The following is a 13,548-nucleotide window of genomic DNA, read 5'->3' on the forward strand; positions in this document are numbered from 1 at the left end:
ATGACGGAAAGCTGGGGTTCGGTTCTTGCCGAACTCATCCCGCTGGCACTGGTGGTGGCCTTGTCACCGCTGTCGATCATTCCGGCCGTGCTGGTGCTGCACACCCCTCGCCCTCGACCGACCGGCCTGGCCTTCCTCACCGGGTGGCTCGTCGGACTGGCCGCGCTGACCACGATCTTCGTCGGTGTCTCCAGCATGCTCGGCGGGCTCAACGCGGCCCCGACGTGGGCCTCGTGGTTGCGCATCGTGGTGGGCGTCGCCCTCATCGTCTTCGGCGTCTACCGCTTTCTCACCCGGGCGAAATCGGAGCACATGCCCGGCTGGATGACCGGCCTCAGCAAGCTGACGCCCGTGAAGGCCGGAGCTGCCGGCGCCGTACTCACCGTGGTGAACCCCAAGGTGCTGTTCATCTGTGCGGCAGCAGGATTAGCCATCGGTAGCGCCGGCCTCGGTCAACCCGGGGTGTGGGCAGCGGGGCTCTACTACGTGGCGTTCGCGGGGTCGACGGTGGCCCTGCCGATCCTCGCTTACGCGGTATCGGGTGATCGTCTCGATCCCACACTGGTCCGACTCAAGGAATGGATGGAACGCAACCACGCAGTCTTGGTTGCGGCGATTCTCGTGGCGATCGGCCTCCTCGTGCTCTACAAGGGAATTCACGCCCTATAGGTGACGTTTTCGGCGCGGATCGGGCTACGGTGTGCGCATGTCCGAATCCGGTTTCGGTGATTTCGAATTCGAGCGGAAGTTCTTTGTCCGCGAATTGCCCGCGGTGGCAGCATCAGATCCGATGCCTGCCCTCATCGTGCAGGCATATCTGTTCGCATCCGATGGATACGCGGTGCGCGTCCGGGTGCAGGGGCCTGCACCCGCGGAATTGGATGCCACTCCCGCCGAGCTCGTAGCGACCTTGGGCGAGGAATCGCTGGGGACCATGACCGCCAAAGGCCCCGCCGTCGGTGGCACCCGCTACGAGGCCGAACGTGAACTCGATCCATCGGTCGCGGGGCAGATCGTCGGCCGATCTGAACACGTCATCGCGAAGATTCGCTACTCGATATGGCTGGGCGAGGACGGCTGGATCATCGACCAATTCCTCGGGCGAAACGCACCGCTACTGCTCTCGGAAGTCGAGCGCGGCAGCCCGGTGGTCGATCTCGCCATTCCTTCTTTCTGCGTTTCCGAGGTGTCCGAGGATGACCGGTTCCGCAACGAATACCTGGCGCACCGGCCATTCGGCGCCTGGGCCGACGAATACCGGCGTGAGCTCGAACGCCGCGGCCCTACCTTTGTAGACACCTTGGGCCAGAATCAGTTCGAGGGCAGCTGAATTCACGCGCCGTAGCGCGGCGGCTGCTGCGGGCCACGGCCTCGCGAGATCGCGTCGTTCATCGCATTCTGCACCGCGCCGAGCATGCCTTGGTAGACAGCGATCTGATGGTTGGCTTCGTCGTGAACTTCACGGGCCGGCCCAGGAGCCGGCCGGATATTCGTACCGCGCTGGCGCCGGTAGATCTCAATGACCCGCTCACACCTGGTTCCTTCGGCTGCCAGCTGATCGTAGGGCGCTTCTAAGAGCCGATATTTCGGCCAACGAATCCAGAACAATTCGGAGTCGATGTACAGCCGCGCCCGTTCAGCAGCCAACTGTTCCCCCGCCGCTGACGGAATCAAGGCGATAGCAACGAACACCACGGCAATGACGGCGGATATCGCCAGACTGACAACCAAGTACGTAACGAAGCTCTTGGGTTCATGTGACGCGTCAGCGAGCACTTGGTCGACCATCTTCTGGCTTCTCACCTCTGGATTCTCGAAGTGGACCGATGCATCGAGACGGCGTTTACCGCGCTCGGGAAGTGACGGCGTTCATCGCATTGACCACCGTGGTGATCCAGCCACGCAGAGCCGCGATCTGGGCGTCAAAGTCACCGCGTCGCCCTCCGCCGTCGCTGTCGCGTCGCTGTTCCAGAACGAAAATGATGCGCCAACACCGCTCCGCCTCTGCTTCGAGGTCAGCATAGGGCGCCTGCCACAGCTGCTGGGCCGGCCATTGCGACCTGAACTGCGCCGACTCGGACCTGAGCCGCGCTTCCTGCGCCCCCAACCGAGCGGACCCTCTCCGACCGACCCAAAAGTGCATCAGTGCAAAAGTCGTGCCGATCACAGCGAAGAAGGTCAACACGCCGAACCATTCCCCGGGAGTACTCGGCAGACGCCCCCGCGCCACAAACTCCGCCGCCAGCGTGTCCCCTCGCACGACCACAGCCTAGCCAGGAAGTTCCGGTCACCTGGGGGTTTGACCCTCATCGCCTGGAGTACGGCGCCACGCTTAGCCCGACCGCCGCGCCCAGAATGCCGGCAAGTAGGTGCGGACAGCGCTTCGATCGCTCCATCCAGAGCCTGCATGCCGAGCGCCTACAACTCAGGCAACCCCAGCTCATCAGCATCGGCGGTGAGGTAGCGGGTCACCGTCGGCGCGAGCAGTCGCACGACCTCTTCACCGTCGAGTGTCGCCATCGGCGGCACCGCCATCACGTAACGCAGCATCGCGGTGCCGACCAGGTTGGATGCGGCGAGCATGGCCCGCAGTCGGGCCTGCTCGCCACCGCCGAGCACGCCGGACACCGCGGCGAGCACGTAATCCTGCATGAACGTTCGAAATGCCACGTGCGCATCGGAATTCGATGTTGCCGACTGCAACATGACCCGCATGCTGGCTGCGGTGTCGGGTGTCTCCCACATCTTCAGGTAGGCGCGGACCATGCGCTCGCCGATCTCCTCGGCCGGCCCTTCCAAGGCAGCCACCAGCACGTCGGGATCCAGGATCAGGCGCAGCGATTCCCGGAACAGGTCGGCCTTCGAGCCGAACAGGTAGAGCACCATCGACGCGTCGACGTGCGCATCCGAAGCAATCGCCCGAAGCGTCGTCTTCTCATATCCCTCGGCCGCGAAGCGCTGCTTGGCCGCGGCCAGCACAGCGTCGCGGGAGACCGGGTCGCCCTGGCGTCGCCCGCGCCGCGTGACGGTTTTCCCAGGTGAAGCCATACATCGACACTATCATTTCAATGATTGTTGAAAACAGGACTCATCAGGCTTACCCTCACACCAACCGATTAATTCAACATCGGATGAAAAGAGGGAACATGCTCTCGACACAGTCCCCCACGCCCGTCCACCACGCGGCACCCGAACACGAACCGCCCGCCGTCGTGCGCGCCGCGGGCATCGTCGCCGTGCTGACCGTCGCGATCGCCGTCGTCGCCATCGCGTTCGCCCTGCCCGCCTCGCGTTCCAAGCCCCACGACATACCGATCGGTGCCGCCGGACCCCAGGCCGCCACCAGCCAGATCGCCGAGCGCCTGGAACAGCAGGCCCCAGGCGCATTCAAGGTGACCTATTACCCCGGCGAGGACGCCCTGCGCGAGGCGATCCTCAACCGAAACGTCTATGGCGGCATAGCGTTCGGCCCGCAGGGCCCGACCCTGCTGACCGCCACCGGTGGCGGCCCCGCCGTCGCGCAACTGCTCACCCAGATCGGCAACGGCATCGCCACACACTCGGGGGTTGCCCTGCACACCGAGGACCTCGCCCCGCCCACCACCCAGGATTCGCGCGGAACCGGCCTGGCGGCGTCAGCGCTGCCGATCACCATGGCCGGGATGCTGCCGGCCATCGCACTGGTGCTGGCATTGCGAAGCGAGGTGTGGACCCGCCTGACCGCCACGATCGTGTTCGCCGCGGTCGCAGGCACCACCGTCGCGGCCCTGCTCCAGTACGTATTCGGCTCGATCGACTCGAACTTCTGGGGCGTGGCCGCAGGCCTGACGCTGGGAATCGCGGCGGCCGGTTTGTTCATGCTCGGCCTGGGCTCGATGTTCGGCAAGGTCGGCCTGGCCGTGGGCGCCGCGCTGGCCCTGTTGCTGGGCAACCCGCTGTCCGGGCTGACGTCCGCACCGGAGATGCTGCCCGCCGGCTGGGGCCAGCTCGGTCAGCTGTTGCCCCAGGGGGCCACCGCCACGCTGCTGCGATCCACCGCATACTTCGGCGGCGCGGGCGCGGACCTGGCGATCATCGTGCTCAGTTGCTGGGCCCTCGCCGGCGTGACATTGGTGATCATCGCAGCATTGCGGCGGCCCGGGCGCTCCACGCCTAGACTGCGACTCCGTGGGACTCGATGACCGTCAGGCACTGGAGACGCTCCAGAACGCTGTCGACCCCGAGCAGGGCTCTGCAACGCTGATCCGCAACTTCTACACCCAGTGGTTCGCCACCGACCTCTCGGCCCGCGATCTGTTCCCTCCCGACATGGACAGCCAGCGCGATGTCTTTGCCCGCGCCCTGACCTGGCTGTTCGGGGAGTTGATCGACCAGCGTGCCGAGGAGCCGGTGGCGTTCCTGGCTCAGCTCGGCAGGGATCACCGCAAATACGGTGTGACGCAGAGCCACTACGACTCCATGCAGGATGCGCTCTACAACGCTCTGCACAGCCACCTCGAGCCCGAATGGGACGAACGACTGGCCGAGGCCGCCCACGATGCCGTGGCCCTGATCATCGGGGTGATGCGCGGAGCGGCCGATGCCGAGGACTCCCCGGCCTATGGCGACGGCACCGTCATCGAGCACCACCGGGTCACCCGCGACGTCTCGGTGATTCGGCTGCAACTCGACCAGCCGCTGTTCTACCACCCCGGGCAGTACGTGACGGTCCAGGTGCCGCAGTGGCCGCGCCGGTGGCGCTATCTGAGCCCGGCCGTCCCCGCCGACCGGTCCGGGGGCATCGAGTTCCACATCCGGTCGGTCCCCGGCGGCATGGTGAGCACCGCCATCGTCGCCGAGACCAAGATCGGGGACCGCTGGCGCCTGTCCAGCCCGCACGGCGGATTGCACGTCGACCGCGACGGCGAGGACGTGCTGATGGTGGCGGGCAGCACGGGTCTGGCCCCACTGCGCAACATCATCATGGACATGTCGCTGCACGGCGAGAATCCGCGTGTGCACCTGTTTTTCGGTGGCCGTTATCCGTGCGACCTGTACGACCTGAAGACGCTGTGGCACATCGCTTCCACGAATCCGTGGCTGTCGGTGACCCCGGTGTCCGAATACAGCACCGATCCGCCCTGGGCGGGCCAGTATCCCAACGTTCAGCCGCCGCGCGGCCTGCACGTCCGGCAAACCGGAACCCTGGCCGAAGTGGTGACCAGGTACGGCAACTGGGGCGATCGGCAGATCCTCGTCTGCGGCGGCCCGGACATGGTCACCGTTACCAAAGCCGCCCTGGTCGAGCGGGGAGCGCCCGCCGAGCGCATCCAGCACGACCCGCTGACGCGCTGAGGATGCCAGACTTTCCCCATGGCCGCGGTTCGATCAGTCACCCTGCATGACCCGTCGTCGTCGCTGACTGCCACGTATGTTCCGGAGGCGGGGATGATCTGCACCTCGCTGGCGGACAAGGACACCGACGTCGAATACCTGGGCCAGCGGCGCGGGCTGCAGGCTTACCTCACCGACGGTAAGACGATGGGAATCCCGATCCTCTACCCGTGGGCAAATCGCTTGAGCGCCAACGAGTACCGCGTCGACGGCACCACAGTGCACTTGACCCCCGGGGTCGACGGCGTCCGCACCGATGCGCACGGGGCGCCGATGCACGGCGTGCTCGCCGCCAATCCGGACTGGCAGGTGATCGAGAAGTCCGAGAACACACTGGCAGCCGCACTGGACTGGGGCGCCGAACCGGGCCTGCTGGCGACGTTCCCGTTCCCCCACCGCCTGACCATGGCGGTGACGCTGGCCGATCGGACCCTCACCGTGTCCACGACGGTGGCGCCGACCGCCGAGCAGCCGGTGCCGCTGTGCTACGGCTACCACCCGTACGTGATGATTCCCGATGTGCCCCGCCAAGATTGGCAGCTACAGACCCCGACCATGCGGCATCTACTCGTGGATGACCGGGGCCTGCCCACCGGCGAATCCCGGGAGTGGCCGGGTGGGGCGAGACGCCTGGGCACCACCGAACTCGACGACGGTTTCGACGACGTGCCCCGGGGTGCTGTGTTCACACTGTCCGGTGGCGGCCACCGGGTCGACGTCACCTTCGACGAGGGTTATACCGCCGCACAGCTTTTCGCGCCGGGCAGCGACAACGTGGTGGGCATCGAGCCGATGGCCGCACCCACCGACGCGTTGCGCCGGGGGAAATACATGATGGCCGCCCCCGGAAATCCGGAGACGGCCACCTTTTCGATCAGAGTCGGCTAACGCGCGCCTCGGCTACGGCCTATGTCGCCGCCGAGCGGCTCCGGGCTGCCACAGGACCACCGCTTTGGATGCCACCGAAACGTCGCGGCGCTGATCACTGAGTTGTTCGACCTGCTGGGTCAGCTCGGAAACCCGTGTGCGCAACGCATCAACCTGATTGGTCAGCTCGATGATGCGCTTGATCCCGGCGAGGTTGACGCCCTCGTCCTGTGACAACCGCTGCACCTCACGGAGCAGGTCGACGTCACGCTCGGAGTAGCGGCGCCCGCCGCCGGAACTGCGCTGCGGGCTGACCAGGCCGAGCCGGTCGTATGTGCGCAGGGTCTGCGCGTGCATACCGGCCAGCTCGGCGGCCACCGAGATCAAAAACGTGCGGGCTTCGTCTTTGCGCTGACTCATATGTTGCCTGCCCATCCGGCCCGCGGATCGAATCCGCTGGCTCGTTCGGCTTTCGCATATGCCTCCAGCGCCTCTGCCGCTTCACCTTCCAGGTTCGGCGGCACCGCGACCTTCACCGTGACCAGCAGGTCACCGTGGCCGCCGGAGCGTTTGGGCACCCCGCGTCCGCGCACCCGCAGGATCCGGCCGTCGGAGGTGCCCTTGGGCACCCGCACACCGACCTTGCCGTCCAGGGTGGGAACGGAAAGCGTTGTCCCCAGAGCCAACTCGTGGAAGCTGACCGGAACGCTGACGGTCAGGTCGTCGCCGTCACGCCCGAACACCTTGTCCGGACGCACATGCACGGTGACGTAGAGGTCGCCCGAGGGCGCACCCCGTAGCCCGGCTTCACCCTGGCCGGCCAGCCTGATGCGCTGACCGTCCTCGACACCCGGTGGGATCCGCACGTTGATCGTGCGGGTCCGGGTGGTGACGCCGGTGCCCTGACATTCGTCGCAGGGGTGCTCGATGATCGAGCCGCTGCCCCGGCATTCGGTGCAGGGCTCGGAGAATCCGAACGCCCCCTGGTTGCGGTTGACCACACCCGAGCCGTTGCAGTTCGGGCACACCTTGGGGCTGGTGCCCGGCCGCGCACCGCTGCCATGGCAGTTGGTGCACGGTGCCGGGCTGGTCAGCCGCAGCGGCATGGCCACGCCCTTCGTGGCTTCCAGGAAGGACAACTCAGTTTCGGTTTCCAGGTCGTTGCCCCGACGCGGCCGGCTCGGGCGCGGTTGTGCACCACGCCCGAACAGCCCGCCGAAGAGGTCACCGATGTTTGCGCCGCCACTCTGGCCGGCAGCGTCGAACAGGTCGCCCAGGTTGAATTCGGCTCCGTCGGAACCGAATCCGCCACTGAAGTTCCCGCCCGGGTTGAACCGACGCCCACCCCCGGCGAACAGCCGGCGGGTCTCGTCATACTCCTTGCGCTTCGCGGGGTCCGACAGAACACTGTTCGCCTCGGAAACCGCCTTGAACCGCTCGGCCGCTCCCGCATCGGGATTGCGGTCGGGATGCAGTTCGGAGGCCAGTTTCCGGTAGGCCTTCTTGATCTCGTCGGCGCTGGCGTCAGAGGAGACGCCGAGTTCTTTATAGAAGTCCTTCTCGACCCACTCGCGTTGGGCCATGCGCCACCTCCTTACCTCTTCTCTCTAGTTGGATGGACTAATTGTCTGATTCTGCGGCCTGATCGCCGGTGGCGTCAGTGTTATCTGCCGTCTGTGCACCAGCTTCGGCCTCGGGCACCGTGTCGACCACGCCGACGAGGGCGTGCCGGATCACCTGGTCACCGATCTTGTAGCCCCGGCGCATCACGGTCCCGACCACGGGATGAGTGCCCTCGCCCTCGTGCTGCACAGCCTCGTGCAGCGACGGGTCGAACTCGTCACCCTCCACGCCGAATCCGGAAAGACCCTGTCCTTCAAGGGCACCGACGAGCTTGTCGGCGACCGACTTGAGCGGTCCGGATTCCAGGTCACCGTGGCTGCGGGCGCGGTCCAGGTCGTCGAGCACACCCAGCAACTGAGTGATGACGCCCGCCTTGGCCCGGTCAGCCGTGACCTGCTGATCACGCAGAGCCCGTTTGCGGTAGTTGTCGTATTCGGCCTTCACGCGTTGCAGCGTGGCCTTGAGCTCGGCAACCTCGTCGCTCTCGCTCGCCGACTCTCCAGCGGCGGAGGCGGCCGACGCCGGCCCACCTGGGGCCGGCGCCTGCTCACGAACCTCACCGGTGTCGGGATCGATGCGCCGTTTGTCGGTGATGGTCACCGGCTCGTGCGAATCGTTCTCGCTCACTTGGTCTCCTGGTCGTCGTCGACAACCTCGGCGTCCACCACGTTGTCGTCCGCGGCGGCCGAAGCACCGTCTCCACCGGCGGCCTGCTCGGCCTGGGTGGCCTCGTAGATCGCCTGGCCGAGACCCTGGGACTCGACACCGAGCTTCTCCATGGCCGCCTTGATCGCCGAGATGTCGGTGCCTTCCAGCGCCGACTTGGCCTCGGCAATAGCACCGTCGACCTTGGCCAAGGTGTCCTCGGGAACCTTCGATCCGCCTTCAGCCTCGCGCTGCTCCTTGACGAACTTCTCCGTCTGGTAGACCAGCGACTCGGCCTGGTTGCGGACGTCGGCCTCTTCGCGACGCTTCTTGTCCTCCTCGGCGTGCGCCTCGGCGTCCTTGATCATCCGGTCGATCTCTTCCTTGGACAGGCCGGAGCCTTCCTGGATCTTGATCGTGTTTTCCTTGCCGGTGCCCTTGTCCTTGGCGGTGACGTGCACGATGCCGTTGGCGTCGATGTCGAAGGTGACCTCGATCTGCGGGACACCGCGGGGGGCCGGCGGGATACCGGTCAGCTCGAAGGAACCGAGCAGCTTGTTGTGCGCGGCGATTTCACGCTCACCCTGGAAGACCTGGATCTGCACCGACGGCTGGTTGTCGTCAGCGGTGGTGAAGGTCTCCGACCGCTTGGTCGGGATGGTGGTGTTGCGCTCGATCAGCTTGGTCATCACGCCACCCTTGGTTTCGATACCGAGGGACAGCGGGGTGACGTCAAGCAGCAGAACGTCTTTCACCTCGCCCTTGAGCACGCCGGCCTGCAGCGCAGCGCCCACCGCGACAACCTCGTCGGGGTTGACGCCCTTGTTGGGCTCCTTGCCGCCGGTCATTTCCTTGACCAGCTCGGTGACCGCGGGCATACGGGTCGAGCCACCCACCAGAACCACGTGGTCGATCTCGCCGACGGAGATGCCGGCGTCCTTGATCACCGACTGGAACGGCTGACGGGTGCGGTCGAGCAGATCCTGAGTGATCTTCTGGAACTCGGCGCGGGTCAGCTGCTCGTCGAGGAACAGCGGGTTCTTGTCGGCGTCGACGGTGATGTAAGGCAGGTTGATCGAGGTGCTCTGCGAGGAGCTGAGTTCGATCTTGGCCTTCTCCGCGGCTTCGCGCAGCCGCTGCATCGCCATCTTGTCCTTGGTCAGGTCGATGCCGCTGGTGGCCTTGAACTTGTCGACCAGCCACTCGACGATCCGGTCGTCCCAGTCGTCGCCACCGAGGTGGTTGTCACCGGAGGTGGCTCGCACCTCGACGACACCGTCGCCGATCTCCAGCAGCGAGACGTCGAACGTACCGCCACCGAGGTCGAAGACCAGGATGGTCTGTTCCTTGCTGCCCTTGTCCAGGCCGTAGGCCAGGGCGGCCGCGGTGGGCTCGTTGACGATGCGCAGGACGTTGAGGCCGGCGATCTGGCCGGCTTCCTTGGTGGCCTGGCGCTGGGCGTCGTTGAAGTACGCGGGCACGGTGATGACGGCGTCGGTGATGTCCTCACCGAGGTACGCCTCGGCGTCGCGCTTGAGCTTCTGCAGCACGCGAGCGCTGATTTCCTGCGCCGTGTAGTTCTTGCCGTCGATCTCGACGGTCCAATCGGTGCCCATGTGACGCTTGACCGAACGGATGGTCCGGTCGACGTTGGTCACCGCCTGGTTCTTGGCGGGCTGACCGACCAGCACCTCGCCGTTGCGCGCGAACGCGACGACGGACGGAGTGGTCCGGGAGCCCTCGGAGTTCGCGACGACGACGGGGTCGCCGCCTTCCAGGACCGCGACGCATGAGTTGGTGGTCCCGAGGTCGATGCCGACCGCACGAGCCATGGTGTTGCCTCCTGTTAGAGATAAGGGGTCTGAGCGGACTGCGCTCAAGCTTGCTCCGGGTAGGCATAGATTGTCAACCCATACTTGAGTCTGTATCGCTCAACTTGCTGTCGATGTGGTCAACGGGGGTTTCCGCGGTTTTGTTCCCGGACGCTGTAGGAAACCCGGTTATCTTGCCGGATCGTCATCAAGCTGTCGGCGGGGCAGCGCCACTAGCCCAGACATGTGGGCGGACGTGAATCGGTGCTTCACACTCCACAGCGCCAGCCGGGGGCGGACTGCCCGCTGGTGCTGCGTCTGGCGCGCACCGGCGGCGACCGAGGAGGTTCGGTCAACTCAATTCGCTCGCCAGACTGTCCAACTACTATTTGAGGCGAGATTCGGGAACAACCGGGATGGGTTTTTGGAGGATCTCGTGACAGCCGAAGCGCCCTTACTGCATGGACTTGAGGCCCGCCGTCCGTTCCCGGCGCGCCAAGGCCCCAAGGGCAATCTGGTCTACAAGCTGTTGACTACCACCGATCACAAGTTGATCGGCATCATGTACTGCGTCGCCTGCTTCATCTTCTTCTTCATCGGCGGTCTGATGGCGCTGCTCATGCGCGCCGAGCTGGCGGCCCCCGGCTTGCAGTTCCTGTCCAATGAGCAGTACAACCAGCTCTTCACCATGCACGGCACGGCGATGCTGCTGTTCTACGCCACCCCGATCGTGTTCGGGTTCGCCAACCTGGTGCTGCCGCTGCAGATCGGTGCGCCCGACGTGGCGTTCCCGCGGCTGAACGCATTGTCGTTCTGGCTGTTCCTGTTGGGCGCGACGATCGCGCTCGCCGGGTTCATCACCCCGGGGGGCGCCGCCGACTTCGGCTGGACCGCCTACTCGCCGCTGACCGACGCGATCCACTCACCGGGCGCGGGCGGTGACCTGTGGATCCTGGGCCTGGCAGTCGGCGGCCTGGGCACCATCCTCGGTGGCGTCAACATGGTCACCACCGTGGTCTGCATGCGGGCGCCGGGCATGACGATGTTCCGGATGCCGATCTTCACCTGGAACATCCTGGTGACCTCCATCCTGGTGCTGATCGCATTCCCGATCCTGACCGCCGCGCTGTTCGGCCTCGCCGCCGACCGCCACCTGGGCGCACACGTCTACGACCCGTCCAACGGCGGCCCGATCCTGTGGCAGCACCTGTTCTGGTTCTTCGGCCACCCCGAGGTGTACATCATCGCGCTGCCGTTCTTCGGCATCGTGAGCGAGATCTTCCCGGTGTTCTCGCGTAAGCCGCTCTTCGGCTACACCACGCTGGTGTATGCGACGTTCAGCATCGCCGCCTTGTCGATGGCGGTGTGGGCTCACCACATGTTCGCCACCGGTGCCGTGCTGCTGCCGTTCTTCAGCTTCATGACGTTCCTGATCGCGGTGCCGACCGGTATCAAGTTCTTCAACTGGATCGGAACGATGTGGAAGGGTCAGTTGACGTTCGAGACGCCGATGCTGTTCTCGGTCGGCTTCCTGGTCACCTTCCTGCTGGGTGGCCTGTCCGGCGTGATGCTGGCCAGCCCGCCGATCGACTTCCATGTCACCGACTCGTATTTCGTCGTCGCGCACTTCCACTACGTGCTCTTCGGCACCATCGTGTTCGCCACCTACGCGGGCATCTACTTCTGGTTCCCGAAGATGACCGGACGTCTGCTCGATGAACGCCTGGGCAAGCTGCACTTCTGGCTGACCTTCATCGGCTTCCACACCACGTTCCTGGTGCAGCACTGGTTGGGCGCCGAGGGGATGCCGCGCCGCTACGCCGACTACCTGCCCAGCGACGGCTTCACCACGCTCAACGTGATCTCCACGATCGGATCGTTCATCCTGGGTGTCTCGGTCCTGCCGTTCGTGTGGAACGTGTTCAAGAGCTGGCGTTACGGCGAGCCGGTGACGGTCGATGACCCCTGGGGTTACGGCAACTCGCTGGAGTGGGCGACCTCTTGCCCGCCGCCGCGGCACAACTTCACCGAGCTGCCCCGGATCCGTTCGGAGCGACCGGCGTTCGAGCTGCATTACCCGCACATGGTCGAGCGGATGCGTTCCGAGGCCCACGTGGGCCGGGACCATCATCGGGTGAACGTCGAGGCCGAGCTCCATTTCAGCTGATGGGTCGAATCACCGACGAGTTCGATGACTTCCCACAGCGATTTCTTTTGGGGATGGGTGTGGTGCTGCCGGGCAGGTGCTTCTCGCGGGTCATCGCCGCTGTACTCGCCCCCGCCCCGACCGGGTACCGTGCCCCATAATCAAATGCCGCCGGCAGCCCGACAACGTCGTGACATCCGGCGCGGACCTTCGCCCCCACGGGCGCAAGCAGCCACTCGAGGGGGATCGACCGGCGATGTCAGACGAGATGACGACGACCCAACCGAACGTGCCCGAGGACAAGCCTGCGAAGCACGGCTACCAGCGCCGGGCTTTCAGATGGGCCACCCCGGTCGGCGACATCGCCATTGCCATCCGCACCCCGCGCAACCCCCGCCCGCTCGTGCCGAAGCGCTACGACCCCTTCGGAATCGCCGATCGCGCGCTCGATGCCGCGAAGACCAGCATGAAGCTGGCCGCCTGGGGTGAGGAACAGCTGGCCACCCTGGTGAAGAACCGGCTGGAGGCCATCGATTCGGCAGCGACTTCCAGGCCGGTGACGATCGCCACGCCCGAGGAACCGACGTCGGAATCGCTCAACAACAAGATGGACCGGTTGCTGGACCGCGCCCTGGACCAGAGCACCACCGGCAGCCAGGTCGAGCTCTACCACCGCCTGCTCGACCAGTTGGTCGCCGACGAAGCACGGATCATCGGCGCATTGTCGGAGGGCGCGGCTTCGCCGCTGGTCAACGTCTATACCTGGACCCGGGCCCGGACCCCGGGGCAGGCCGTTCTGGAGAACGCCTGCCTGATCGGTCGCACCGCCAATGTGGCGTTGCCCGCCATGGTCCCGCAGTACGTCGGCCATCTGCTGTCACTGGGGCTGGTTGAGACCGGTCCAGAGGATCCGTCGCAGAAAGCGGAGTACGAGGTGCTCATGGCGGAGCCCATGGTGTTGCGGGCGATCAAGAGTGCGTCGCGCGGTCCCCTCACGGCCCGGGTGGACAAGCTGACCCTCACGCTGTCAGGCCTGGGTCGCGGCCTGTGGGAGGCCGCGGTGCAACGGGACGGTTCGTAACC

At 65.7% G+C, this 13,548-nt stretch carries 14 protein-coding genes; 7 read left to right on the plus strand and 7 right to left on the minus strand.

Annotation, left to right across the window (positions count from 1 at the left end; all coding sequences use genetic code 11):
• Together ACWEFV_RS05465 and ACWEFV_RS05470 are read left to right on the plus strand one after the other, a co-directional pair.
• Nucleotides 1-669, plus strand: a complete 669-nt coding sequence (locus tag ACWEFV_RS05465; protein WP_450069350.1) for a GAP family protein — start codon at nucleotides 1-3, stop codon at nucleotides 667-669.
• A 37-nt stretch (nucleotides 670-706) separates the two neighbouring features.
• Nucleotides 707-1,330 carry a hypothetical protein gene (locus tag ACWEFV_RS05470; protein ID WP_450069351.1) on the plus strand — a complete coding sequence of 208 codons (624 nt, stop codon included), beginning with the start codon at nucleotides 707-709 and terminating at the stop codon, nucleotides 1,328-1,330.
• 2 nt (nucleotides 1,331-1,332) lie between these two features.
• On the opposite strand, the gene ACWEFV_RS05475 is transcribed toward ACWEFV_RS05470, so the two are convergent.
• The 3 genes from ACWEFV_RS05475 to ACWEFV_RS05485 all read right to left on the minus strand — a co-directional run bounded on the left by ACWEFV_RS05475 (nucleotide 1,333) and on the right by ACWEFV_RS05485 (nucleotide 3,048).
• Nucleotides 1,333-1,803 (minus strand): hypothetical protein, encoded by a 471-nt coding sequence (locus ACWEFV_RS05475; protein ID WP_450069352.1) that lies wholly within the window; start codon nucleotides 1,801-1,803, stop codon nucleotides 1,333-1,335.
• Between the two features lie 40 nt (nucleotides 1,804-1,843).
• Nucleotides 1,844-2,260, minus strand: a complete 417-nt coding sequence (locus ACWEFV_RS05480) for a hypothetical protein (RefSeq protein ID WP_450069353.1) — start codon at nucleotides 2,258-2,260, stop codon at nucleotides 1,844-1,846.
• A gap of 158 nt (nucleotides 2,261-2,418) precedes the next feature.
• Nucleotides 2,419-3,048, minus strand: a complete 630-nt coding sequence (locus ACWEFV_RS05485; protein ID WP_450069354.1) for a TetR/AcrR family transcriptional regulator — start codon at nucleotides 3,046-3,048, stop codon at nucleotides 2,419-2,421.
• A gap of 98 nt (nucleotides 3,049-3,146) precedes the next feature.
• Between ACWEFV_RS05485 and ACWEFV_RS05490 the strand changes: the two genes are divergently transcribed.
• Genes ACWEFV_RS05490 through ACWEFV_RS05500 form a run of 3 tightly spaced genes read left to right on the plus strand, consistent with a single transcriptional unit; the run spans nucleotide 3,147 to nucleotide 6,261 of the window.
• A complete protein-coding gene (locus tag ACWEFV_RS05490; RefSeq protein ID WP_450069355.1) occupies nucleotides 3,147-4,181 on the plus strand; it encodes an ABC transporter permease in 1,035 nt (344 codons plus the stop codon).
• On the plus strand, nucleotides 4,168-5,334 hold the full coding sequence (locus ACWEFV_RS05495; protein WP_450069356.1) for an FAD-binding oxidoreductase: 1,167 nt from the start codon (nucleotides 4,168-4,170) through the stop codon (nucleotides 5,332-5,334). The genes ACWEFV_RS05490 and ACWEFV_RS05495 overlap by 14 nt, the downstream gene beginning before the upstream one ends.
• Nucleotides 5,335-5,352: 18 nt before the next feature.
• A complete protein-coding gene (locus ACWEFV_RS05500) occupies nucleotides 5,353-6,261 on the plus strand; it encodes an aldose 1-epimerase (RefSeq protein ID WP_450069357.1) in 909 nt (302 codons plus the stop codon).
• Nucleotides 6,262-6,273: 12 nt separating this feature from the next.
• On the opposite strand, the gene ACWEFV_RS05505 is transcribed toward ACWEFV_RS05500, so the two are convergent.
• Genes ACWEFV_RS05505 through dnaK form a run of 4 tightly spaced genes read right to left on the minus strand, consistent with a single transcriptional unit; the run spans nucleotide 6,274 to nucleotide 10,340 of the window.
• Nucleotides 6,274-6,660 carry a heat shock protein transcriptional repressor HspR gene (locus ACWEFV_RS05505; RefSeq protein WP_135452023.1) on the minus strand — a complete coding sequence of 129 codons (387 nt, stop codon included), beginning with the start codon at nucleotides 6,658-6,660 and terminating at the stop codon, nucleotides 6,274-6,276.
• Nucleotides 6,657-7,823 carry a molecular chaperone DnaJ gene (gene dnaJ / locus ACWEFV_RS05510; protein WP_135452021.1) on the minus strand — a complete coding sequence of 389 codons (1,167 nt, stop codon included), beginning with the start codon at nucleotides 7,821-7,823 and terminating at the stop codon, nucleotides 6,657-6,659. Before dnaJ ends, ACWEFV_RS05505 begins: the two co-directional genes overlap by 4 nt.
• 37 nt (nucleotides 7,824-7,860) lie before the next feature.
• Entirely contained in the window at nucleotides 7,861-8,490 is a 630-nt protein-coding gene (grpE, locus tag ACWEFV_RS05515) for a nucleotide exchange factor GrpE (protein ID WP_135452019.1), read from the minus strand.
• Entirely contained in the window at nucleotides 8,487-10,340 is a 1,854-nt protein-coding gene (gene dnaK, locus ACWEFV_RS05520; protein WP_135452017.1) for a molecular chaperone DnaK, read from the minus strand. Before dnaK ends, grpE begins: the two co-directional genes overlap by 4 nt.
• A gap of 415 nt (nucleotides 10,341-10,755) precedes the next feature.
• Between dnaK and ctaD the strand changes: the two genes are divergently transcribed.
• Together ctaD and ACWEFV_RS05530 are read left to right on the plus strand one after the other, a co-directional pair.
• A complete protein-coding gene (gene ctaD, locus ACWEFV_RS05525; RefSeq protein ID WP_135452015.1) occupies nucleotides 10,756-12,486 on the plus strand; it encodes an aa3-type cytochrome oxidase subunit I in 1,731 nt (576 codons plus the stop codon).
• Between the two features lie 247 nt (nucleotides 12,487-12,733).
• Nucleotides 12,734-13,546 (plus strand): Abi-alpha family protein, encoded by an 813-nt coding sequence (locus tag ACWEFV_RS05530; RefSeq protein ID WP_286174609.1) that lies wholly within the window; start codon nucleotides 12,734-12,736, stop codon nucleotides 13,544-13,546.
• The last annotated feature ends 2 nt before the right edge of the window (nucleotides 13,547-13,548 follow it).

Source organism: Mycobacterium sp. NPDC004974 (assembly GCF_053600815.1).